General features: G+C 58.8%; 25 protein-coding genes and 1 tRNA gene. 9 read left to right on the top strand and 17 right to left on the bottom strand.

The genetic code is table 11. The features are described 5' to 3' along the window. Positions 1-31: 31 nt before the first annotated feature. From BWR59_RS17245 to BWR59_RS17265, 4 genes are all read left to right on the top strand, one after another. Positions 32-796 carry a hypothetical protein gene (locus tag BWR59_RS17245; RefSeq protein ID WP_081566852.1) on the top strand — a complete coding sequence of 255 codons (765 nt, stop codon included), beginning with the start codon at positions 32-34 and terminating at the stop codon, positions 794-796. Positions 797-1,208: 412 nt separating this feature from the next. Continuing rightward, positions 1,209-1,631 carry a hypothetical protein gene (locus BWR59_RS17255; protein ID WP_230982037.1) on the top strand — a complete coding sequence of 141 codons (423 nt, stop codon included), beginning with the start codon at positions 1,209-1,211 and terminating at the stop codon, positions 1,629-1,631. Next, positions 1,628-1,840, top strand: coding sequence for a hypothetical protein (locus tag BWR59_RS17260; RefSeq protein WP_062387165.1), 213 nt, complete (start codon positions 1,628-1,630; stop codon positions 1,838-1,840). The genes BWR59_RS17255 and BWR59_RS17260 overlap by 4 nt, the downstream gene beginning before the upstream one ends. Then, positions 1,840-2,952, top strand: a complete 1,113-nt coding sequence (locus BWR59_RS17265) for a tyrosine-type recombinase/integrase (protein ID WP_081566854.1) — start codon at positions 1,840-1,842, stop codon at positions 2,950-2,952. Before BWR59_RS17260 ends, BWR59_RS17265 begins: the two co-directional genes overlap by 1 nt. A gap of 88 nt (positions 2,953-3,040) precedes the next feature. Here the strand turns inward: BWR59_RS17265 and BWR59_RS17270 are convergent. The 9 genes from BWR59_RS17270 to thrS all read right to left on the bottom strand — a co-directional run bounded on the left by BWR59_RS17270 (position 3,041) and on the right by thrS (position 10,551). Then, positions 3,041-3,117: transfer RNA gene (locus BWR59_RS17270), tRNA-Pro, on the bottom strand. A gap of 90 nt (positions 3,118-3,207) precedes the next feature. Further along, positions 3,208-3,564, bottom strand: coding sequence for a MerR family transcriptional regulator (locus BWR59_RS17275; RefSeq protein ID WP_081566855.1), 357 nt, complete (start codon positions 3,562-3,564; stop codon positions 3,208-3,210). Further along, the gene (ihfA, locus tag BWR59_RS17280) at positions 3,545-3,847 is read right to left on the bottom strand and encodes an integration host factor subunit alpha (RefSeq protein ID WP_002553164.1); all 303 of its coding nucleotides are present in this window, start codon (positions 3,845-3,847) and stop codon (positions 3,545-3,547) included. Before ihfA ends, BWR59_RS17275 begins: the two co-directional genes overlap by 20 nt. Positions 3,848-3,850: 3 nt before the next feature. Next, on the bottom strand, positions 3,851-6,232 hold the full coding sequence (gene pheT, locus BWR59_RS17285; RefSeq protein WP_081566856.1) for a phenylalanine--tRNA ligase subunit beta: 2,382 nt from the start codon (positions 6,230-6,232) through the stop codon (positions 3,851-3,853). Between the two features lie 83 nt (positions 6,233-6,315). Continuing rightward, positions 6,316-7,332 (bottom strand): phenylalanine--tRNA ligase subunit alpha, encoded by a 1,017-nt coding sequence (pheS, locus tag BWR59_RS17290; protein ID WP_081566857.1) that lies wholly within the window; start codon positions 7,330-7,332, stop codon positions 6,316-6,318. A gap of 105 nt (positions 7,333-7,437) precedes the next feature. Continuing rightward, the gene (gene rplT / locus BWR59_RS17295; RefSeq protein ID WP_007905879.1) at positions 7,438-7,794 is read right to left on the bottom strand and encodes a 50S ribosomal protein L20; all 357 of its coding nucleotides are present in this window, start codon (positions 7,792-7,794) and stop codon (positions 7,438-7,440) included. A 28-nt stretch (positions 7,795-7,822) separates the two neighbouring features. After that, complete coding sequence (gene rpmI, locus BWR59_RS17300) at positions 7,823-8,017, bottom strand: 50S ribosomal protein L35 (protein ID WP_002553160.1); 195 nt, start codon at positions 8,015-8,017, stop codon at positions 7,823-7,825. 60 nt (positions 8,018-8,077) lie between these two features. Further along, positions 8,078-8,629, bottom strand: coding sequence for a translation initiation factor IF-3 (gene infC, locus BWR59_RS17305; protein ID WP_177418420.1), 552 nt, complete (start codon positions 8,627-8,629; stop codon positions 8,078-8,080). Beyond that, complete coding sequence (gene thrS / locus BWR59_RS17310) at positions 8,629-10,551, bottom strand: threonine--tRNA ligase (RefSeq protein ID WP_081566859.1); 1,923 nt, start codon at positions 10,549-10,551, stop codon at positions 8,629-8,631. The genes infC and thrS overlap by 1 nt, the downstream gene beginning before the upstream one ends. Before the next feature lie 395 nt (positions 10,552-10,946). Here thrS and BWR59_RS17315 point away from each other — a divergent pair, with 395 nt between their 5' ends. Continuing rightward, entirely contained in the window at positions 10,947-11,261 is a 315-nt protein-coding gene (locus BWR59_RS17315; RefSeq protein WP_081566860.1) for a hypothetical protein, read from the top strand. A gap of 297 nt (positions 11,262-11,558) precedes the next feature. Beyond that, a complete protein-coding gene (locus BWR59_RS17320) occupies positions 11,559-11,771 on the top strand; it encodes a cold-shock protein (RefSeq protein ID WP_003179963.1) in 213 nt (70 codons plus the stop codon). A 62-nt stretch (positions 11,772-11,833) separates the two neighbouring features. Here BWR59_RS17320 and BWR59_RS17325 read toward each other — a convergent pair whose 3' ends face one another. Continuing rightward, a complete protein-coding gene (locus BWR59_RS17325; protein WP_081566861.1) occupies positions 11,834-12,157 on the bottom strand; it encodes an I78 family peptidase inhibitor in 324 nt (107 codons plus the stop codon). A gap of 319 nt (positions 12,158-12,476) precedes the next feature. Here BWR59_RS17325 and BWR59_RS17330 point away from each other — a divergent pair, with 319 nt between their 5' ends. Continuing rightward, on the top strand, positions 12,477-12,674 hold the full coding sequence (locus tag BWR59_RS17330; RefSeq protein ID WP_081566862.1) for a hypothetical protein: 198 nt from the start codon (positions 12,477-12,479) through the stop codon (positions 12,672-12,674). A gap of 7 nt (positions 12,675-12,681) precedes the next feature. On the opposite strand, the gene BWR59_RS17335 is transcribed toward BWR59_RS17330, so the two are convergent. The 7 genes from BWR59_RS17335 to BWR59_RS17365 form a co-directional block, all read right to left on the bottom strand. Beyond that, a complete protein-coding gene (locus BWR59_RS17335) occupies positions 12,682-13,710 on the bottom strand; it encodes a nucleoside hydrolase (protein WP_081566863.1) in 1,029 nt (342 codons plus the stop codon). Positions 13,711-13,752: 42 nt separating this feature from the next. Next, positions 13,753-14,157, bottom strand: coding sequence for a D-ribose pyranase (gene rbsD / locus BWR59_RS17340; RefSeq protein ID WP_081566864.1), 405 nt, complete (start codon positions 14,155-14,157; stop codon positions 13,753-13,755). Next, positions 14,154-15,071 carry a ribokinase gene (gene rbsK, locus BWR59_RS17345; RefSeq protein ID WP_081566865.1) on the bottom strand — a complete coding sequence of 306 codons (918 nt, stop codon included), beginning with the start codon at positions 15,069-15,071 and terminating at the stop codon, positions 14,154-14,156. Before rbsK ends, rbsD begins: the two co-directional genes overlap by 4 nt. 37 nt (positions 15,072-15,108) lie before the next feature. After that, positions 15,109-16,131: a LacI family DNA-binding transcriptional regulator gene (locus BWR59_RS17350; protein WP_081566866.1), complete on the bottom strand. Its 1,023-nt coding sequence runs from the start codon at positions 16,129-16,131 to the stop codon at positions 15,109-15,111. 1 nt (position 16,132) lies between these two features. Beyond that, entirely contained in the window at positions 16,133-17,131 is a 999-nt protein-coding gene (locus BWR59_RS17355) for an ABC transporter permease (RefSeq protein ID WP_178111240.1), read from the bottom strand. After that, positions 17,128-18,678: a sugar ABC transporter ATP-binding protein gene (locus tag BWR59_RS17360; RefSeq protein ID WP_081566868.1), complete on the bottom strand. Its 1,551-nt coding sequence runs from the start codon at positions 18,676-18,678 to the stop codon at positions 17,128-17,130. The genes BWR59_RS17355 and BWR59_RS17360 overlap by 4 nt, the downstream gene beginning before the upstream one ends. A 65-nt stretch (positions 18,679-18,743) precedes the next feature. Beyond that, a complete protein-coding gene (locus BWR59_RS17365) occupies positions 18,744-19,703 on the bottom strand; it encodes a sugar ABC transporter substrate-binding protein (protein ID WP_081566869.1) in 960 nt (319 codons plus the stop codon). 285 nt (positions 19,704-19,988) lie between these two features. Between BWR59_RS17365 and BWR59_RS17370 the strand changes: the two genes are divergently transcribed. Together BWR59_RS17370 and psrA are read left to right on the top strand one after the other, a co-directional pair. Then, a complete protein-coding gene (locus BWR59_RS17370) occupies positions 19,989-20,261 on the top strand; it encodes a hypothetical protein (protein ID WP_081566870.1) in 273 nt (90 codons plus the stop codon). 183 nt (positions 20,262-20,444) lie between these two features. After that, entirely contained in the window at positions 20,445-21,536 is a 1,092-nt protein-coding gene (psrA, locus tag BWR59_RS17375) for an iron-containing alcohol dehydrogenase PsrA (protein ID WP_081566871.1), read from the top strand. Positions 21,537-21,637 lie beyond the last annotated feature (101 nt).

Genomic DNA, 21,637 nt, shown 5'->3' on the forward strand with positions numbered 1-21,637 from the left:
AGTAACCTGATTGGGTTACAGGGATATCGCCATGCCTGAAGAAATGAAGAACGCCGCCTTGAGCGGTGAGTGGAAGCTTGTGCCCATGGCGCAGCTGAAGAAGTGGCATCGCGACTTGGATGCTTGCCAGAAGGTGATGTGGTTACGCGGTGGCTTTGATCCGGCGTACTGCCTGGATACTCAGGATTGCCTAAAGGAAATGGAAGGTGTGCTGGCTACCGCTTTGCCCCCTAATGGTCCAGCGCCAAAGGTACATCGCTACCGCGTCGTGAAAATGCTGTCCGAGGACGGCAACAAGATCGATTACAAGCCGCACGGCCCATCGGTGGTGACGGCTGATGTGCATGATGCCCACGTCACCCGCCTGCAGGCCGAGAACGCCGCACTCCAGCAGCGCCTCCTTCTGATGGGGCAGAAAGTGCAACAAAGTGACCAGATGTTGAATGCTTCTGGCGTCCGGGAGGCAGCACTCCAGCAGCGCCTGACCATTGCCGATCAGCGCGTCGACGATCTTGAATCCGACATAGCCGCAGCGCGAGAACTCCTGAAGCAGGGTAGCTCGCCAACCCCAGCGCATTGCGAATCGGTTTTGGATTTTCTCGCCGGCCAATCAGCGCCAGCGCCAGAACTAAACGAAGAGGACTGGCACATGAACCCATGCCACCAGGGCCATCGCGATGTAGGCGCGTGCGGCGGTAAGGCCTTCTGCCACACCTGCGACGAGACGATCACCGCGGCCACGACGCAGGAAGCCTTCGAGCAGTGGAACGCAACGCACCCCGCCACCCCGCAATAACCCCGCCGCCCGTTCGGCCCAACCCTATCCCTATTGCCTGCTGCGCGGCTATCTGGCCGACCCCTGCAGCATTAAAGCTGGAGCGTCTACGTGCCCGAGGTGCAGATGCAGAGCGGCGAACGACGCCTGCTGAACGATAACGGCAGATTTCCAGGCAGGACTTCCCATGGAAGAGAGCACCACTATCTTCATCATATTGATGGTCGACTCATCTAGGGCAAGCAGGAGCGAATGGGCTGTGAAACGGAAATCGTCTGCGGTCTGCATGCGGAAAACCTACTTACTAAAAGCAATCGGTTATCGATTCCATCTATCTGTGAGTCGTGGTTGATCAGCTAATTCAATTCAACCGGATCGACGGCTCATATATCTCATTCCAATTGCCTGCTGCGTAGGCGGCGAGGACGAAGTCATGCCTGAAGAAATCATTTTCGTGAACGACAATCCAGCACAGTGTGGCTGCACATCGCGCTTCAGCGACGGCGGCGGCCAGTATTCGAATGTCTTTTACGTCACACCGTGTTCTATCCATTCGCCGAAGGTTTTCGGGCCGGCCGAGGTTGTTCGCGATAAAGGTGGTTGGTGGTGGCATCCAGATGTCCCGGACTTTGGGGAAGGCGAAGACCCAGCGCCATATCTCGCTTGGGTGGCTGAACAAAGGCTGGAGCTGAAAGGCTGGAATGCGGGCGATGAGACTTATGAGCTTCCCGAAGAAGATGCCGCGTGCACGGCCTGGAACCCTGCTTCACCCGGACCTGAATGGTTTCTGATGGGCATCTTCGATACCGAGGATGGGCCGTATGTCAGCTGGGCCCGACGGATGGTGACGCCATGAAGCGCGAACTGATCAAGATCAGCGAATTTCGCCGCCGGCGCTGGGGTGAGAATGGTACCCCCCCCTGCTCCCAAGCGATCCGCAATTACATCCGAGACGGCAAGCTCCCGGGCGAGCAGATTGGAAAACTCTGGTATATCGATTGGGCGGCCTTCAACAAGTCCGCCGGCAACGAGCTCGTAGCGATGGTATTGAAAGGAGCTGCATGATGGTCCCACGGCCGCGCAACAAGTCGAACAGAGGCTTGCCGCCGAACCTCTACCTGGATGATCGGCGCGGGACCTACCGGTACCGCAGGCCGACTGACGGCAAATGGTTTCCGTTCGGAGCCGATCGGGTGAAAGCTGTAGACGCGGCCAAGCAATTAAACCTCGCCTTCATGCAGGGCGCCGACCTGGTTGGCTCGGTGATGGGCGAGTCTGCCGAGCTGTTCACCGCATTCCTGACCCAGTATGAAGAGAAGGTGCTGCCACCTCGGGAGCTCTCCCAGGGGACGCTCGCCCTGTATGGGGTGCACTTTCGACGTTTTCGGAAGGCGTTCGAAGGCAAGGCTATCGACCAGATCACAATTCGCATGATCGCCGAGCTGCTGGATTCGGTAACGCCTCGTACTGCAAACCAGTGCCGTGCACTGCTGATCGATATATTCAACCATGCCGCAGCGAAGGGGCTTTGCCCCGACAACCCAGCAATGAGCACGATCAGCCGGATCGAAAAGAAAGCCCGAAAGCGTCACACCGTCGAAGGCCTGAAAGCCATCCGGGAGAAATCGCCCGCTTGGCTGCAGAACGCAATCGATCTGGCGCTGGTCACCGCACAGCGGCGCACCGACATTCTGTCCATGAAGTTCGAAGACGTGAAGGACGGATACCTCTACGTGGTCCAGCAAAAGACCGCGAAAGCGTCGGACATGGCATGGATCAGGTTCAGGGTTACACCTGAGCTTCAGCGGGTCATCAGCCACTGCCGAGACAACATCGTCTCCCCGTTTCTGATCCACCGACGGCCGGAGCGAAAGAAACAGAAGCAGGCCGAAACGAAAGAGCACTGGACCAAGATTGAGGAACGGTATCTGACCAGGGCTTTCAAGGAAGCGCGGGACGCAGCGGATTGTTACAAGGGATGGAAGGAAGAAGAGATGCCGGGCTTCCATGAAGTCAGAGCGCTTTCGCTGCACCTGTACAAGAAAGCCGGAAAAGATGGGCAGAAGATCGCCGGCCACGCCAGCGAGGAGATGACCAAAAACTATCAGAAGGATCACGCGGAAGTGGTCTGGTCAGAGGCCGTCCCCGACCTCGATATCAGCGAAATCGCCGGATAGTTTTGCGCCAGTTTTGCGCGGGTTTTGCGCCGAGCAGAAATGAAAAAGGGAATCAAACCTGTAAGTGGCTGATTCCCTTTACAAAATATGGTCGGGACGGAGTGATTCGAACACTCGACCCCTAGCACCCCATGCTAGTGCGCTACCGGACTGCGCTACGCCCCGACTAGGCGTGAATCTGTTGTCGCTCTTGCGAGGACGTCGAGGAATATACCCTAAGCTTTTGAATGATGGAAGTATTTCGACCCGATTGCGTTACTTGCGTAGGACGACCAGAACATCTTCCAGCTCAGCAATCATCTGCTTGATCAGCTGCTTGTACTGCAGGGAATCATCCTTGACCTCATCGCTGGACATGCGCAGGCGTGCGCCACCGATGGTGAAGCCCTGGTCATAGAGCAAGGCGCGGATCTGTCGGATCATCAGCACATCCTGCCGCTGATAATACCGACGATTCCCGCGACGCTTGACCGGGTTGAGTTGAGGAAATTCCTGTTCCCAATAACGCAGAACGTGCGGTTTGACCGCGCAGAGCTCGCTGACTTCACCAATGGTGAAGTAGCGTTTGCCGGGAATGGGCGGTAGCTCGTCGTTATGACTTGGTTCCAGCATAAGCCTCAACTCGGGCCTTCAATTTCTGCCCTGGGCGAAAGGTGACCACACGGCGAGCCGTAATCGGAATTTCTTCCCCTGTCTTGGGATTTCGACCCGGTCGCTGGCGTTTATCTCGCAGGTCAAAATTGCCGAATCCGGACAATTTGACCTGCTCGTTATCTTCCAGAGCGTGCCTGATTTCCTCAAAGAACAGCTCAACCAGTTCCTTGGCTTCTCGTTTATTCAGGCCTAGCTCTTCGTACAGACGTTCGGCCATCTCAGCTTTCGTCAGAGCCCCCATACGCTACTTCCTTAACGTGGCGTTTAACCTTTCCTCAAGCGAGGTGAGAATTTGCTGCGTCGAAGCGTTTACCTCATCGTCAGTAAGAGTGCGCGATGGATGTTGCCAGGTCAAGCCGACTGCAAGGCTTTTTCTATGCGGATCAATGCCTTTACCCTGATAAACATCAAATAGCCTGAGGTCTGTCAGCCATTCCCCTGCATTTTCACGAATAACGTCCAGAACGGCGGTTGCTGCGACCTCACGGTCCGCAAGCAAAGCCAGGTCGCGACGCACTTCCGGGAAACGCGACAACTCGTGGAATTTCGGCAGTCGCCCCTTGGCAACATCCGCCAGAACCAGCTCGAAAACGAACACCGCACGATCCAGACCCAAGGTCTTGATCAGCTCCGGGTGCAGTGCGCCGATATAGCCCACTTCACGACCATCGCGCTCAATGCGAGCAGTCTGACCGGGGTGCAAGGCAGGATGCTGGCCCGGTACGAAGCGGAAATCATCCAGCGCGCCGGCAAAACCCAGCACCGCTTCTACGTCAGCCTTGACGTCAAAGAAGTCGACCGCATCGCGCCCCTGAGCCCAACCTTCAGGCAAGCGGCTGCCGCAGATCACACCTGCCAGCATAGGCTCTTGTTTCAAACCTTCCAGTTGGCCGACGAAACGCAAACCACTTTCGAACAGTCGTACGCGGTCCTGTTGGCGATTGAGGTTGTGCTGAAGCGCCTTGACCAGACCCGGCCACAGCGACGAACGCATCGCAGCCATGTCAGCGGAAATCGGGTTGGCCAGCAACAGCGGCTCCACACCCGGGTTGAACAGCTCGAACCACTTCTGATCGATGAAGCTGTAGGTGATCGCTTCCTGATAACCGCGAGCGACCAGCAGGCGGCGGAGCGCAGGCAGATCGCCCTGAGCTTCGGCATGCGCTTGCGGCGCCAGACGGGCTTGCGGATAGCGAACCGGCAGGCGGTTGTAGCCATACAGACGAGCCAGCTCCTCGATCAGATCGACCTCAAGGGAGATATCGAAGCGATGGCTCGGGACTTCAACTTGCCACTGCCCTGCCGCTGGGGACGAAACTTTCAGGCCTAGCGCGGTGAGCAGACGCTCGACTTCGGCCGCGTCCATCTGCATCCCAAGCATTTGCTCGATACGGTCGGCACGCAAAGTGATTGGAGCGATCGACGGCAGATGCTGCTCGCTGACGGCTTCGATGACCGGACCGGCTTCGCCGCCAGTGATTTCCAGCAGCAGGCCGGTGGCGCGCTCCATGGCTTCGCGGGCCAGTTGCCAGTCCACGCCACGCTCGTAGCGATGGGAAGCGTCGGTGTGCAGGCCATAGGAGCGCGCTTTGCCGGCGACGGCGATCTGATCGAAGAAAGCGCTTTCCAGGAAGATGTCGCGGGTTGCCGCGGTGTTGACGCCGCTGTGTTCACCGCCCATGACGCCAGCGATAGCCAGCGCGCGCTGGTGGTCGGCGATGACCAGGGTGTCGGCGCGCAGGCTGACTTCCTGACCGTCCAGCAGCACCAGCTTCTCGCCTTCTTCGGCCATGCGCACGCGAATGCCGCCGTTGATTTCGGCGAGATCGAATGCGTGCAACGGTTGACCCAGCTCGAGCATCACGTAATTGGTGATGTCGACGGCGGCATCGATGCTGCGAACCTCGGAACGACGCAGGCGCTCGACCATCCACAACGGGGTCGGACGCGACAAGTCGACATTGCGAATGACGCGGCCCAGATAACGAGGGCATGCTGCGGGTGCCAGCACGTCGACCGAGCGCACTTCGTCGTGCACGGCGGGTACGGCAGTAACCTGAGGGCGCGTGACAACGGCGTCATACAGTGCGCCGACTTCACGGGCCAGACCCGCGACCGACAGACAGTCGCCACGGTTCGGGGTCAGGTCGACTTCGATGCTGGCGTCGTCGAGCTCCAGATAGACACGAAAATCCTTGCCCACCGGTGCATCGGCCGGCAACTCCATCAAGCCGTCATTGCCCTCACCCACCTGCAGTTCGGCCTGGGAGCAGAGCATGCCGTTGGATTCGACGCCCCGCAGTTTAGCCTTCTTGATCTTGAAATCGCCCGGCAGCTCGGCGCCGATCATGGCGAATGGGATCTTCAGGCCCGGGCGCACATTTGGCGCACCACAGACAACCTGAAAGGTTTCCGAACCGTTGCTGACCTGGCAGACACGCAGCTTGTCGGCATCCGGGTGCTGCTCGGTGCTCAGCACTTCGCCCACCACCACACCGCTGAAAACACCGGCTGCCGGGGTCACGCTGTCGACCTCCAGACCCGCCATCGACAGACGCGCTACCAGCTCGTCACGGGAAACTTGCGGGCTTACCCAGCCACGCAGCCATTGTTCACTGAATTTCATCCTGCTCTCCTAATCGATTCGTTACGGACCTACGACCCGGTTACTGCGCGGCACCAGCCCTGAAGCCGGCTCGCGCAGAGCCCCTAGCGAAATTGCGCGAGGAACCGCAAGTCGTTGTCGAAGAACAGGCGCAAGTCATTGACGCCGTAACGCAGCATGGCCAGACGTTCTGCACCCATGCCGAAAGCAAAGCCCTGGAATTCTTCCGGATCGATGCCGGACATACGCAGCACATTCGGATGAACCATGCCGCAACCCATGACTTCCAGCCAGCCGGTCTGCTTGCAGACGCGACAGCCCTTACCGCTGCACATCACGCATTCCATGTCGACTTCGGCGGATGGCTCGGTGAACGGGAAGTACGAAGGACGGAAACGCACCGCCAGTTCTTTTTCGAAGAACACTCGCAGGAACTCTTCGATGGTGCCCTTGAGGTCAGCGAAGTTGATATCACGGTCGACCAGCAGGCCTTCGACCTGGTGGAACATCGGCGAGTGGGTGATATCGGAGTCGCTGCGGTAAACACGACCCGGGCATACGATGCGGATCGGTGGTTTGTTCGATTCCATGGTGCGGACCTGTACCGGCGAGGTATGGGTGCGCAGCAACATGTTGGCGTTGAAATAGAAGGTGTCATGCATCGACCGGGCCGGGTGATGGCCTGGGATGTTGAGCGCTTCGAAGTTGTGGTAATCGTCTTCTACCTCAGGGCCTTCGGCAATGCCGTAGCCGATGTGGGTGAAGAATTGTTCGATACGTTCCAGAGTCCGGGTGACAGGATGCAGACCGCCAGTGGTCTGTCCGCGGCCAGGCAGGGTCACGTCAATGGATTCGGCGGCGAGTTTGGCAGCAAGATCTGCCTCCTCGAACGACGCCTTGCGCGCATTGAGAACCTCTGTGACACGCTCCTTGGCAACGTTGATCAGGGCGCCAACTTGCGGACGCTCTTCAGCCGGCAAATTCCCCAGGGTCTTCATCACCTGAGTCAATTCACCCTTCTTGCCGAGGTAGTGAACCCGGATTTGCTCCAGGGCATTGATATCTTCGGCGCTTTGCACAGCCTCAAGTGCTTGAGAGACCAGCGCGTCCAGGTTTTCCATGTACAGACTCCAGATACGAAATAGGGGAAGAGCTTACAAGGCTCTTCCCCTATCTATGACGTTTAACACCGAACCCCGAAACGAGGTCCGGTGATTGCCGGGGACTTAGGCCAGAGTGGCTTTAGCTTTCTCGACAATCGCAGCAAACGCCGCTTTTTCGTTCACTGCCAGATCAGCCAGAACCTTGCGGTCGATTTCGATCGACGCTTTTTTCAGGCCAGCGATGAAACGGCTGTAGGACAGACCGTTGATACGCGCACCAGCGTTGATACGAGCGATCCACAGAGCGCGGAACTGACGTTTTTTCTGACGACGGTCACGGTAGGCGTATTGGCCAGCCTTGATTACCGCTTGCTTGGCAACACGGAATACGCGTGAACGCGCGCCGTAGTAGCCTTTAGCAAGTTTCAGAATTTTTTTGTGACGCTTACGGGCAATGACGCCACGCTTTACACGAGCCATGAGTTACTTCCTCTATTCTTGATCAAAATTAACGAAGGCGCAGCATGCGCTCGACTTTTGCCACGTCGGACGGATGCAGCAGGCTGCTTCCGCGCAGTTGACGCTTACGCTTGGTCGACATTTTGGTCAGGATGTGGCTCTTGAAAGCGTGCTTGTGCTTGATGCCATTCGCGGTTTTCAGAAACCGTTTAGCTGCACCACTTTTAGTCTTCATCTTTGGCATGTTCGGATACTCCGCATTCAGTTGATAAACATAACCGCAAGGCCTGCCGTGCCCTGGTGGTTATTTCTTCTTTTTCGGGGCGATGACCATGATCAGCTGGCGTCCTTCCATCTTAGGATGCTGTTCGACGGCGCCGTATTCGAGCAGGTCTTGTTCAACCCGCTTCAACAGCTCCATACCCAGCTCCTGGTGGGCCATCTCACGACCGCGGAATCTCAACGATACCTTGGCCCTGTCCCCGTCACTCAGGAAACGTACCAGGTTGCGTAGTTTTACCTGGTAATCCCCTTCCTCCGTCCCTGGACGAAACTTGATTTCTTTAACCTGAATCTGCTTCTGGTTTTTCTTCGCTGCAGCAATCTGTTTCTTCTTCTCGAAGATCGATTTGCCGTAGTCCATCACGCGACAGACCGGCGGTACTGCGTCGGCAGAAATTTCTACCAGATCGAGCTTGGCTTCTTCAGCTATACGAAGCGCTTCATCAATCGAGACGATGCCAACCTGCTCGCCGTCAGCGCCAATTAACCGAACCTCGCGTGCCGAGATATTCTCGTTGATCGGGGCCTTCGGTGCAGCTCGTTTATCTTGTCTCATTTCACGCTTAATAATAATTACTCCGAATCTTGGCGACCACGCCGGGAAACCGCTTGTGCGAGGAACTCCGAGAATTGGGCGACCGGCATTGAGCCGAGGTCTGCGCCTTCACGGGTACGCACAGCGACAGTTTGCGTTTCAACCTCCCGATCTCCGATCACGAGGAGATAAGGAACCTTGAGCAAAGTATGCTCGCGGATTTTAAAGCCGATCTTTTCATTTCTCAAGTCGGACTTGGCACGAAACCCGCTTTCAGCCAGTGTTTTTTCCACCTCAAGGGCAAAATCTGCCTGTTTATCAGTGATATTCATGATCACTGCCTGAGTTGGAGCCAGCCACGCAGGGAATGCACCTTCGTAGTGCTCGATCAGAATTCCGATGAAACGCTCGAAGGAACCGAGAATCGCACGGTGCAACATGACCGGATGCTTGCGTCCGTTGTCTTCTGAAACGAATTCGGCGCCCAAACGGATAGGCAGGTTGAAATCGAGCTGCAATGTACCGCATTGCCAGACGCGACCCAAGCAATCCTTGAGGGAAAATTCAATTTTCGGACCGTAGAAAGCACCCTCGCCCGGCTGCAGATCGTAAGGCAGCCCTGCGCTATCAAGCGCTGCGGCCAGTGCCGACTCTGCGCGATCCCACAGATCGTCGGAGCCAACGCGCTTCTCCGGACGGGTCGAGAGCTTCATCTCGATGTCCTTGAAGCCGAAATCGGCGTAGACGTCCATGGTCAGCTTGATGAAGGCTGCGGATTCGGCCTGCATCTGCTCTTCGGTGCAGAAGATGTGAGCGTCGTCCTGAGTGAACGCGCGCACGCGCATGATGCCGTGCAGTGCGCCCGACGGCTCGTTGCGGTGGCACGCGCCGAACTCCGCCAGACGCATCGGCAGCTCACGGTAGCTTTTCAGGCCTTGATTGAACACCTGCACGTGGCACGGGCAGTTCATTGGCTTGATGGCGTAGTCGCGGCTTTCCGACTCGGTGGTGAACATGTTCTCGGCGTAGTTCGCCCAGTGTCCGGACTTTTCCCACAGCGAGCGATCGACGACCTGCGGAGTCTTGATCTCCAGGTAGCCGTTTTCGCGCTGAACCTTGCGCATGTACTGCTCGAGTACCTGGTACAGCGTCCAGCCGTTAGGGTGCCAGAACACCATGCCCGGCGCTTCTTCCTGGGTGTGGAACAGGCCCAGGCGCTTGCCGATCTTGCGGTGATCGCGCTTTTCAGCTTCTTCGATGCGCTGGATGTACGCCGCCAGCTGCTTCTTGTCAGCCCAGGCGGTCCCGTACACACGCTGCAGTTGTTCGTTTTTCGCATCGCCGCGCCAGTAGGCACCGGAAAGCTTGGTCAGCTTGAACGACTTGAGGAAACGAGTGTTCGGCACGTGCGGACCGCGGCACATGTCGACATATTCTTCGTGATAGTAAAGGCCCATGGCCTTTTCGTTCGGCATGTCCTCGACCAGGCGCAGCTTGTAGTCTTCGCCACGGGCCTTGAACACTTCGATCACTTCGGCGCGCGGAGTGACTTTCTTGATGACGTCGTAATCTTTTTCGATCAGCTGCTGCATGCGCTGCTCGATCGCCGCCATGTCTTCCGGCGTGAACGGGCGCTCGTAGGCGATATCGTAATAGAAGCCGTCATCGATGACCGGACCGATGACCATCTTCGCCGTCGGATACAACTGCTTGACCGCGTGACCGACCAGGTGCGCGCAGGAGTGACGAATGATCTCCAGGCCTTCCTGATCTTTGGGGGTGATGATTTGCAGACTCGCGTCGGCGTCGATCATGTCGCTGGCATCGACCAGTAGACCATTGACTTTGCCGGCCACGGTGGCCTTGGCCAGACCCGCGCCAATGGACGCAGCGACTTCAGCTACGGAAACCGGGTGATCGAAAGAGCGTTGACTGCCGTCGGGAAGAGTAATAGTTGGCATGGCGCCTCCTCTCCTAGTGGTGACCCCTACCAAAGGTCACGTGGGTTGGGATAGAGCCAGTACGCGATTCGGTGGTGTACCTGCCTCACAGTGGCAGGAGCCCAAGGGCCAACCGTTTGACCGAACCAGAGTGACTGGAACTTACGAAATCGACAGGCATTGCAGTGAAGCAAAACCTGACCCGCGAGACGCGAGCGAATCTACAGGACGCGCATCCTAGCACAGCCCAATAGTCCCCAGTCAGATAAACGGTCATTTGTGAGCAAGAAACTGTTTCGCACAGCCTGCGGGAATGATTCGGGTACTGAACTGGCGCGAATCCGTGCCGTCAGATAAACCGAGGCCCGATAAAGACCTGCGTGTTGGCAGGTCCCACCGACAAAAAGGAATCAACCATGAAGCTTCTACGTGTTGCCGCCCTTCTCGCACCGTTGGCGTTGACTCTTCCGATCAGCGCTCATGCCGCCATGGACGCCAAGACCAAGACGACCTACATGAATGAGTGCACCGCCGCCGCCACCCAGAACAACACGGGGATGGATGCCAAGGCCGTGCAGGCACATTGCGAATGCGGCGCGCAGCAGATCAACAAGAATTTCTCGGACAAGGAAATCGCTTCGTTGAATGACAAAACGACGCCTCCCAGTACCGAAATGACCTCTCGCCTGCAAAAAGCGGTGAGCGAAAACTGCCTCAAAGGCAAAAAATAAAAAATTTACATTCCGCGCCATTGCCCCTGGGCAAGCAGCGTGGCAAGCGCTGCACATGACTGCTGAAGCCCGCGTATTTCGTGGGCTTCAGGCATGTGAAAAGCGTAGATTCAAACGCTGTCACGGCGTTGGATCAGCCAGATGACCAATCATTTCGGCGTATATATTTGCGGGAACAGTGCAAAGTTCTTACTGAAAAAGTCCAGCATTCACACAATTCGACTATGATAGCCCCCGTGTGCCCAGTTGGCCTGAGCAACACAGCACTACTGAAAATTATGTTTCTGGAGATACACCATGTCTAATCGCCAAACCGGCACCGTAAAATGGTTCAACGATGAAAAAGGCTTCGGCTTTATCACTCCACAGGGTGGCGGTGACGACCTGTTCGTACACTTCAAGGCTATCGAATCCGACGGTTTCAAAAGCCTGAAAGAAGGCCAGACTGTTTCCTTCGTGGCTGAAAAAGGCCAAAAGGGCATGCAAGCCGCCCAGGTTCGCCCGGAGTAATCCGAGCGTTCTGAGAAAACCCCGTCATTGACGGGGTTTTTTATTGCCTGCAGAAAAGTCGCTTATCCGCAATTGACCCGGCTCACCGTCGCCGCATGATCGGTGTTGAGATTCAAGCGATCGGACCGGTATTCCATGGTCACCATGTCATTGGGGCCCAAGACTCGCGCTGTCTGTGCTCCCGCCTTGACCCGCGCCTGCTCCAGCAGGGCAGGTGTGGCCGGCTTGCCGACTGCGAACTGGGCAGCGGCTGCATCACAACGGGCATAACCGGTATCGGCAGTCGCAGAACCTTCGGCAGGTTTTGTCGACTCGGACGTACTGCTGCAACCCGCCAACAGTGCTACTGCCAGAACCAGACCCGATGATGCGTATTTCCAGGGCATACAGCCTCCTTGTGTTTAACGTAGACCAGAACCTCTGCGACAGCGGTCGAACCGCTTGGTTTCGCCCGCACCCGCTAAATGCTTCGATACGGCGCTGCAGGAATGGGCGGGAGTCTGCCCCAGCTCACGAAGGCGCGTGACAGACAAATCGTCACAAAACGTTTGGGAGAATATTCCGACAGCCCTGACGCGCAACGTCCTTCATGCCTAAGTAGCAGTGCGAAACGCGCGGCAAGATGCTTTACTGCTGCCCTGCCCGGCGACTCAAGCGCAGGCAGCGATGCCGGGATCCGGTATTTTCTCAGAGGGACGAAACAGCATGGCAATCGTATCCATCGATGCGGACATCAAGGCCAAATGGCGACAGGGGCATTGCGCCCACAGCCCGGGAAGCGCCGAGGAACTGGCGATCATTGCGGTCGATCTGCTGGTCAAGGAGCTGGGCACCGAAGGCGCCCAGAATTTCATGGCTCAAGCGTTCGTGCGCTACTCGACCGAGGCCTTGAGCAGCGCCTGAAGGGCCTTCATTTCAGAAGGGCCAGACGCTGGGTCAGCAGGTCGAAGAACCCTTGGGCGTCACCGTTCTCGACCCAGAACACGTTCTTGTTCTGGCCCAGCGTGTCGTACCAGTCGGCGACCGTCTGCCCGAAGCCAGGCCCTTCGCGACTGTCGATCACCAGGTTGACCTGCCGGCCGGAGAACAGCTCGGGTTTAAGCAGCCAAGCGATCACGCTTGCGTCGTGTATAGGTCCACCCGGCAAACCGTAATGCACCATATCGGCCTTGACGTACTCGTTGAGGATGCTGCTCACCAACTTGCCGGCCTGGTTATTCAGGTCCTGGATCTGCTTGATGCGCTGATCGCTGGTGAGGATCTTGTGCGTGACGTCCAACGGCACGTACGTCAGTTTCACACCACTGGCCAATACCACCTTGGCGGCATCCGGATCGGCGAACAGGTTGAATTCGGCCACCGGCGTGATATTCCCACCGTTGAAATGCGCCCCGCCCATAACCACCACTTCCTTGATGCCCTGGGTGATTTCAGGGGCCTGGACCAGCGCCAGCGCAAGGTTGGTCTGCGGCCCCAACATGGCGATGGTGATGCTGTGTGGCGCGGCTTTCTTCAGCGTCTCGACCAGATACTGCACGGCGTTACCTTCGGCCAACCCCTTCTTCGGCTCATGCACGTCTACCCCCGGCAAGCCTTCCTTGCCATGGATGTTCTCGGCATAGATCGGCGTGCGCACCAGCGGCCTGCCAGCACCGGCGTACACCGGCACCTCTTCACGCCCGGCCCACTCACGCGCCAGACGGGCGTTGCGCGAGGTCTTGTCGATCCGCACATTACCCGCCACGGTGGTGATCGCCAGGACGTTCAATTCCTGCGGCGACGCCAGCGCCAGCAGCAGCGCCACCACGTCATCGGCGCCCGGATCGGTATCGATGATCAGGTCGCGCTTTTCGGCTGCCTGAGCTGCAGTGGCGGAGAAAATGGCCAACAGTGCAAGACTCCTGATGAGATGAACGACGAGCTGACGGCATGATTGCATAGGAAACTCCCTGTTTCTTGGGTATGGGGCGTAACGCTTCGATCAGAACACCACGCCGGACACCAGCGCGATGTTGGTGTAAGGCTGACATTCGCCCGTGCGCACGATGGCGCGGGCGTGGCGGCTCAGCTGCTTCAAGGCTTCGTGACTGACCAGACGCTGCTCGCCCAGACTGCCCGCCGCATTCAGTTGGTCGACAACGGCGAGCGCGGGTGGCTGCTTGCCGCGCATCTCGTCGGCCAACACGTGGCTTTCCACCTGCATTTCCGCCAACACCGTATTCAGCACGCTGACAAAATCAGGCACGCCGTGGGTCACGGCCAGATCGATCAGTTCAACGCCGGGCGGTACTGGCATTCCAGCGTCGACGATCATCAGCACGTCGCCATGCCCCAGCGATGCAACGACCCGGGACAGCGCAATATTGAGCAACGGTGTTTTTTTCATGGCTGATAGCTCTGCACGTCGTTGAAGGTCGGGATGGAAGGCTGAGCGCCGGCGCGCGTGACAGACAACGCCGCCGCGATCTGTCCGAAGCGTATCGCTTCGGATTCGGACTTGCCGTCAGCCAGTGCAGCCGCAAATCCGCCGACGAAAGTATCCCCCGCCGCAGTGGTGTCGACCGGTTTCACCTTGGGTGCCGGGAAGTGCTGCGAACTGGCTTTATTGGCAAACAGTGCGCCGTGCTCGCCCAGTGTCACGATGACCTTGCCTACGCCCGACGCCAGCAGCGCACTGGCCGCGGCATCGGCCGTCGCCACACTGTCGACTGGCAGACCGGTCAGCGCAGTGGCTTCGCTTTCGTTGGGGATCAGGTAATCGATCCAGGCATACCATTCGGCGGGCAGCGGGCCACTGGCTGGCGCGGGATTGAGGATGACCGTCTTGCCCAGCTCGCGTCCGCGCTTGAGCACATGCCCCACCGTGGCCATCGGCACTTCCAGCTGGCAGATGATGACCTCGGCCTGACTCAGCAACGCATCGAAACCATCGACGACGTTCGACGTGACGTGACCATTGCCACCGGCGACGATGACGATCGCGTTCTGGCTGTTGTCGTCGACCACGATCAGCGCCACACCGGTGGACTCGCCGGCAATGGCGGTCACGGCCTGGCAGTCGATGCCCTCGGCCAGCAACGCCGAACGCAATTGTTCGCCATAGGCGTCGTCGCCCACGCAGCCGATCATCGCGACACTCGCACCGAGGCGCGCGGCAGCGACTGCCTGATTGGCGCCCTTGCCGCCCGGGACCGTCACGAACGACTGCCCGGCCAGGGTTTCCCCGGCGCGCGGCAGACGCGGCGCGCGTGTCACCAAGTCCATGTTCAGGCTGCCCACTATCACTACTTTTGCTTGCATGACGTCTTTACTCTTCAATCCGAACCCAGGGTTCGGCTCAGCGAAACTCGTTGAATGCGTTGGTGGGAGGCGCAGTGGATTCGCGCAGGACGATACTCGGCGCGACGATCAACTGCTGAACCGGGCTGTCACCGCGCGTGGAAATCCGCCGCAGCAACACTTCAGCGGCGCGCTCGCCCAATTGCAAAATCGATTGCCCCACGGTGGTCAACGCCGGATACACATACTGGCTCATCTGGATGTCATCGAAGCCGATTACCGACAGGTCGGCTGGCACGCGCACATTGCGTTCGGCGGCAGCGCGCAGAACGCCGATGCCGACCATGTCGTTGGCGGCGAATATCGCTGTCGGGCGCTCGCCTTCCAGCAAGCTGCAGGCCGCGCGATAACCGCTTGGGCCGGTGAAGTCGCTTTCTACGACCCAACTTTCCGGGACCTCGATAGCGGCCTCCTGCATGGCGCGGTGATAACCGGCCAGACGCATCCGCGCCACGCTGGTTTCAGCCGGGCCGCAAATACAGGCGATGTGACGATGCCCCAGTTCCAGTAGATGGGACGTCGCCAGATAGGCACCGAGTTCGTGATCGATGCGCACCAGATCGGCACTGATGTTTTCCAGGTCCCGGTCAACGATGACCATCGGCGTACGTACCGCCGACAGGCTTTCTACGAGGCTGTCGCCACCACCCACCGACGATACGATCAGGCCATCCACACGCTTTTCAAGCAGCACTCTTAAATAGCTGCGCTGTTTGTCCAGGTTGTCGTCGGAGTTGCAGAGGATCACGCAGAAACCGTTACGTTCGCAGTAATCCTCGATCCCCCTGGCCAACTCGGCGAAGTACGGGTTGATGCCGTTGGGAATCAACAGGCCGATGGTTGCCGTGGATTTGGCTTTCAATGAACGCGCCACGGCGCTGGGCACGTAGTCCAGTTGCGCGATGGCGGCCTCGACCTTCTTGCGCACCTCGTCACTCACCGGCCGGGTCCTGTTCAGGACATGCGACACGGTGGTGTAGGAAATGCCTGCGATTGCAGCGACGTCTTTGATGGTTGCCATATCAGCCGCGCCGCCGTGCGCGATTGCTGCGGTAGGTGTCGAGGATCACTGCCACGACGATCACCGCGCCGGTGATGATGCGCTTGGTCGGTTCGGTGGCGCCGATCTGTGCCAGGCCCGCCGCCAGTACAGAGATGATCAGCACGCCAAAGAAGGTGCTGATGACCGAACCGCGTCCGCCCATCAGGCTGGTGCCACCGATCACCACGGCGGCGATGACTTGCAGTTCCAGGCCCGAACCTGCGTTGGGGTCTGCCGCTTCCAGACGGGAAATCTGGAACAGCGCCGCCACGCCCGCCAGCAGCCCCATCAGCGAAAACACCAGAATCTTGTAGGGCTTCGGATTGATCCCCGCCAGACGCACCGCTTCTTCGTTGGTGCCGATGCCGATCAGGTAACGGCCGAACACGGTGCGGGTGAGCACCGCCTGGGCCACGAAGATCACCAGCAAGGCGATGACGAACGAAGGCGAGATGCCGAACGCGAACGGGTTCGACAGCCAGGCGAACGAATCGCCGATGTAGGCCGTGCGCGAGTCAGTCAACTGATACGCCACACCCCGCGCCATCTCCAGCACGCCCAACGAAACGATGAACGACGGAATGCGCCAGGCCACAGTGATGGAGCCGGTCAGCGTACCCGCGGCCGTCGCGCAGGCCATGCCCAGCAAAGCCGAAGGGAAAACGCCCCAGCCCCAACCGAGCATCGCCACGCTGACCGCCGATGCTGCCAATGCCAGTACCGAACCCACCGACAGGTCGATGCCGCCGATGATCAGAATGAAGGTCATGCCGACGGCCAGGACCATCAGGTCCGGGATCTGGTTGGCCAGGGTGCTGAAGGTTTCGTAGGACAGGAAGTGATCGCTGAGAAAGGAGAACAGCACGATCATCGCCAGCAAGGCGCCCGCCAGGCCCAGATAGGTACCGAGGCCGAAGTAGATGCCGCTGCGCTTGCCTGGCGAAGGCAATGCGGCGGGTGTGGTAGAGGTTTTCATCAGTCGTTCCTGGGCGCGGCTTCAGACAGCAGCGCATCACGTTTTTGGTAGCCGGCGAAGGCTGCGGCAAGCAACTCGTCCTGAGTCCAGGTATCGCGCTCGAAGGTGTCGATCAGCCGGCCGGCGGAGAGCACGCCGATGCGGTCACAGATCAGCATCAGTTCACGCAGATCGCTGGAGACCACCACCAGCGCCCTGCCCTGACGGGTCAGTTCGCCCAGCAGGGCATAGATGTCGAATTTGGCACCGACGTCGATCCCGCGTGTTGGCTCATCGAACAGCATCACTTGGCAATCTCGCTCCAGCCAGCGGCCGATGACCACTTTCTGCTGGTTGCCGCCGGACAATTCCGACACCAACTGCGTCGGGCTGGAACTGCGGATGCGCATGGCGTCCACCTGACGTCTGGCCAGGGACATTTCTGCGCCGCCGTTGACCACGCCAGCGTTGGAAATGGCTTGCATGTTGCCCAGTGCGATGTTGGCGCTGATCGACTGAGTCAACAGCAGGCCTTCACCCTTGCGGTCCTCGGTGATCAGGGCGATGCCATGGCCGACCGCGTCGACCGGCGAGTTGACGCGAACCGTCTGCAACGGGCTACCGACCGCGATGGAGCCGCTGTCGGCGGCGTCCGCTCCGTAGATCAGACGCAACAACTCGGTGCGGCCGGCGCCGATCAGTCCGGAAATCCCGAAGATCTCTCCGGCGCGAACCTCGAATGACACATCGCGCACCTTGTCGGAACGGCTCAGGCCTTTGACCGACAGGGCGACCTCGCCGATTTTTCGTGGCCCCAGGTCGATCTGCTCGCCCAGTTCACGACCGACCATCAGCGTGACCAGTTGCTCGCTGTTGTAATTGGCCATGGCGTCAACGCACACCAGTTTGCCGTCACGCAGCACGGCGATGCGCTGGGCGACGCGCGCCAGTTCTTCGAGGCGATGGGAGATATAAATGATGGAAACGCCGCGATCCTGCAGACGGGTAATCTGCTCGAAGAGCATTTCCACTTCACGGGCCGTGAGCATTGCCGTTGGCTCGTCGAGAATCAGCACGTGACAATCGCCGATCAGGTTACGGGCGATTTCGACCATCTGCTGATGACCGATGCCCAACTCGCTGACCAGGGTGTCTGGGTCGATGGCTTCCAGCCCCACTTGGGCCATGGCCTTGATTGCGTCTTCACGCAGCTTTTTACGGTTGATGAAACCGGCACGGCTGGGCAGGTTGTCGAGGAACAGATTCTCCGCGACCGACAGCGTCGGCAACAGATTGAGTTCCTGCATGACCATGCGCACCCCGAGCTTTTCAGCCTGGGTGCGACTGGCAGGTTCGTAGGACTGACCCTGAAACTGCATCTGGCCGGTGGTGGGTGTCACCAGCCCGCCGATGATTTTCGACAAGGTGCTTTTACCCGCTCCGTTTTCCCCGGTCAGCGCCAACACTTCGCCGCGCATCAGCGTCAGGTCGATGTCACCGAGGACAGGTTGGGCGTAGGTTTTGCCGATACCGCTGACAGATAGAACAGCGGCCTGAGCAGACGCTGACATAACGCTCTCCACGCGCCAGCCCGGATGGACTGGCGGTATTTACGGATGTAGAAGACCAGCCAGGCTTACTGAGGCTTGGTGACCAGTTCGACCGGGGTCTCGATCACACCGTCCTTGATGTCGAGCTTTTGGCCCTTGACCATTTTCAGCGCGGTATCGATGCCGAATACTGCCTGTCGCGCGGCAAACTGGTCAGCCGTCGCCAAAACGCGACCGTCCTTGAGCATTGGCTTGATGGCGTTGATGTTGTCGTAACCGACGACTTGCACCTTGCCTGCCTTGCCCGCTGCGCGAACGGCCGACACTGCACCCAGCGCCATGCTGTCGTTACCGGCCAGCAGTGCTTTCAGGTTCGGGTATTCGTTGAGCATGGCCGAAGCGACGGCGTTGCCCTTGTCGATTTCCCAGTTACCCGACTGCGTGGAGACGATTTTCATCTGCGCCGCGTCCATCGCATCCTTGAAGCCGGCGGTGCGCTGTTGAGCGTTGGTGGTGGTCGGTACGCCTTCGATGATGCCGACCTGGTCACCCGCGGTCAGCTGCTTGGCCAGGTAGTCACCCACCAGCTTGGCGCCTTTACGGTTGTTCGGGCCTACGAAAGGCACTTCCATCCCTTTGCTTTTCAGTACGTCAGCATCGAGCTGGTTGTCGATGTTGACGACCTTGATGCCTGCGTCCTGAGCCTTCTTGAGCACTGAGGCCAAGGCTTTGGAGTCGGCGGGGGCGATGACCAGGGCATCGACTTTCTTGACGATCATCTGGTTGACGATGTCGATCTGCGCGGCAGTGTCGGACTCGTTCTTGATGCCGTTGGAGATCAGGTCGAAATCGGCGGAATGGTCTTTCTGATAAGCCTTGGCGCCGTCTTCCATGGTCAGGAAAAATTCGTTGGCCAGGGATTTCATCACCAGTGCGACGGTAGGTTTCTTCGCGTCGTCGGCGTAGGCAGAAGAGAGAGGCAGGGTAACAGCGCTCGCGGTGAGCATGGCAACAGCAAGAAGACGTGCAGCGAATGGCAGCTTCATGGAAACACTCCGACATTATGATTATTTTATCGGCACCGGTTGCGGGTCGGTTTTGCGGACCTGGACCAATCGCAAACGTTTGCGTGAGCGAAACTATGAGAATCCTTCCGGGTTTTGTCAACAGCGTCTTCGCACACCGCTCTACGGCGCGCCCTGATCGCGAAACATATTCTCGCTGCAGAGTTCTGCGGCCGCTAACCCTGAGCTAAGATGGGCGGCATTAAGGCATCACCGCTCGCACAATAACGATGCCGCCATATTCAAAGGACTCCTGGAGCAGTAACGATGGACCCGGCCGTAATGGACATTCGAATCGAGGAAGGCGCCGATCCCGCCTCCGACTTCGTTCAATCGATCATCTCCACCTTGCCCGGCTCGGGCGCTGTCGCAAAAAGCCGTGAGGCCCAGCGGCAGTGGTACGAATCCTTGTCCCAGGAACAGCAGATGCAGGTTCGCGACCGGATTCGCCAAGAGATTTCCCGCGTCAGGGCCCAGTTCGGCAAGCGGACCGACGCCGTGTCCTCGCATTATCCGGTCAGGCTCAGGGACCACGGTTAAGCCCAGGTGCTGCTGACTCAGCCGAAAGATCCTGATTCACTAAAAACTCGCGCCCATGGCGCGAGTTTTTCGTTGCGCGCCGGTATCGGCGCAGCCGATAGAAACTGCGAATCAATCGATTTGAGCATTGGCGATGACGCCGTGATGATGATTCCCACGAGAACAACAACAAGAGGAATCGCAATGGCCGCTCTTTTTCACAACCCTGTCGCGACGTACTTCGGCAGCGGCAGCCTTGATCAGATCACTGCCCTGACTACAAATCAGCGTGTGGCATTGGTGACCTTCCCGGAAGCTCGCGGTCTGGGGCTGATCGACAAGGTTCAGGCGTTGCTCGGCGACCGTCTGGTGTATGTCTTCGAGGACGTTCAGCCCAACCCTGACGTCGCTCAGTTGCGTGCGGTCTACGAGGACTTCTGGTCCAGCGCCGAGCACTGCGACACGGTGTTCGCCCTCGGTGGCGGCAGCGCCATCGACACGGCCAAGGCATTGATCGTCGGAACCGAGTCCGGGCGTTTCGATGATCTGCTGGCGCTGCTCGCCTTGGGCAAGCCCTTTACCCCGTCTCGCCACAAAACCCTGATCGCCGCGCCCACCACGGCCGGGACCGGCAGCGAAGTCACGCCTTGGGCGACGATCTGGGACACCGCGCAGAAAAGGAAATATTCGCTGCATCTGGACTGCACCTGGCCCAAAGCCGCGATCGTCGACCCAGACCTGATGCTCACCGTGCCTGCCGGCGTCACGGTATCGACCGGGCTGGATGCGCTGTCCCACGCACTGGAGTCGATCTGGAACGTCAACGCCAACCCGATCTCCGACACCTTCGCCGTGTCTGCCATCGAGGAAGTGTTTCAGTGCCTGCCCGGGCTGCGCCACGACCTCGGCAACAAGGAGCTTCGCTCGCGCATGGCGCTGGCCGCGCTGAAGGCCGGCATGGCCTTTTCCAACACCAAGACTGCCCTCGCCCACTCCATTTCTTACGAAATGACCTTGCGACACGGCCTGCCCCACGGCATCGCCTGCTCGTTCTCCCTGCCCTACGTGCTCGGTCTGGCCTGGGGCCGCGATGCCGGACGCGACCGCGTGCTGCAACGCATCTTCGGCCCGGACCTGGCTCACGCCCAGAGCCAGTTGCAGCAGTTCCTGCAAAGCCTTGAGGTGAAGACCGAATTCTCCGACTACGGCGTCAGCGACACCGAAGCCCGAGAGATGGTCGAGTACGCCCTGCAAGGCGCGCGCGGCAAGAATTTCATCGGCGCTCTCGCTGCCTGAAGCCGCCATCGAAACTACGCTGGAACGAAGAACCGTCTCGTTCCATTTCCTGTTGCACCGTAAAGAGTGCCGACTCGCCGGCTGCTGGCCTGCGAGAGCGA

The organism is Pseudomonas sp. Bc-h (assembly GCF_002080045.1).
Lineage (GTDB): Bacteria > Pseudomonadota > Gammaproteobacteria > Pseudomonadales > Pseudomonadaceae > Aquipseudomonas.